At 65.0% G+C, this 1,435-nt stretch carries 1 protein-coding gene and 1 pseudogene; both read right to left on the bottom strand.

Annotation, left to right across the window (positions count from 1 at the left end; translation table 11 throughout):
- Positions 1-439, bottom strand: a pseudogene (locus DBR23_RS31480) (SPOR domain-containing protein); the annotation flags it as partial.
- A 22-nt stretch (positions 440-461) separates the two neighbouring features.
- On the bottom strand, positions 462-1,435 hold a 974-nt coding region (locus DBR23_RS21895), incomplete at its 5' end, for a folylpolyglutamate synthase/dihydrofolate synthase family protein (RefSeq protein ID WP_108499577.1).

A 1,435-nucleotide genomic window follows, 5' to 3' on the forward strand; every position in this document is an offset into this window, starting at 1 on the left:
CTGGCGCAGGTTTGGCCGCTGCTGTACGAGCGCTAGGCACCAGTTCTTCACCATCCGCCAAGCCATTGGCTGCGACAGTGCGCGAGGGCGCAGGCCGCTGCGCAGCAGCCGTCGGGGCTGGCTCTGGGGTGGAGGGTGCAGCAGGCTTGGCGGCGGTAGTTTCGGCCACTGGCGCAGGCACCACCAGGGGAGCCACCTTGTTGCGGTCTGGAATCTCGATGGGAATGTCCACAGGGATAGGCCGTGGCTGGGTATCAAACAGCAACGGAAACCCGATGACCCCCACCAGCACCAGCACTGCAGCGCCAATCAAACGGTGCCGGGCGCGGCGGCGCATCACTTCGATGCTCTCAGCCTGTGGTGTGCGCGGGCGCTTGGACGGCTTTTCGGCCTGTTGCTGCTCACCCTGACCGGGCCACCGGAACTTGAAAAATGCCATGGACTAAGGACTCGTGAGGCGCTCAGGCGCCCATATGTTTGGCGTGCAAGCGGGGTGTTCCATTGATCAACACCCCACCCACCGTGTAGAACGAGCCAAAGACCACGATTCTATCAGCGGGGTCTGCGGCGGCCACCGCCGCCTGCAAGGCCTGCAGTGGGTCGGCATGCAAGCTGGATGCAACGTCCCGGCGACCGCCCGCCACCATATGCACGGCATTCCACTTCTGCTGCAACACGGCGGCCGACTCTGCGCGCGGAGTGGGCAGATCGGTGAAATACCAACGGTCCACCAGAGGCCCGACCTTGGCCAGCATGGGCGCCAGGTCCTTGTCCGCCATGGCGCCAAACACCGCGTGGGTGACGGGGAAGAACCCCATCGCATCCAGGTTGGCCGTGAGCGCCGCCACGGAGTGCGGGTTGTGCGCCACATCCAGCACCAGGGTCGGTTGCCCCGGCACAATCTGAAAGCGTCCCGGCAACTCCACCAGGGCCATGCCGTTGCGCACAGCCTGGGCGGTCACCGGCAGCCGATCACGCAATGCCTCAAAAGCAGCCAGCACGCCCGAGGCGTTCACCAGCTGGTTGGCCCCCCGCAACGATGGGTAGGCCAGCCCGGCATAGCGCCGCCCCCGGCCAGCCCAGCTCCACTGCTGCTTGTCGCCCGAGAAATTGAAATCGCGCCCAAAACTCCACAAATCGGCGCCGATCTCCCGCGCGTGATCCACCACGCTCTGCGGGGCCATGGGGTCGCTCACGATGGCTGGGCGCCCCGTGCGCATGATGCCCGCCTTTTCGCGGCCAATGCTCTCGCGGTCCGGGCCCAGAAATTCTGTGTGGTCGATATCGATGCTGGTGATGATGGCGCAGTCGGTGTCGATCGCGTTCGTGGCATCCAGGCGCCCTCCGAGGCCGACTTCGAGAATTGCCACATCCAGCAACGCATGGCTCATCAAGCGCAGGATGGCCAGGGTGGTGAACTCAAAGTACGTGAGAG

Origin of the sequence: Acidovorax sp. HMWF018, assembly GCF_003061035.1 — a bacterium.
Lineage (GTDB): Bacteria > Pseudomonadota > Gammaproteobacteria > Burkholderiales > Burkholderiaceae_C > Acidovorax > Acidovorax delafieldii.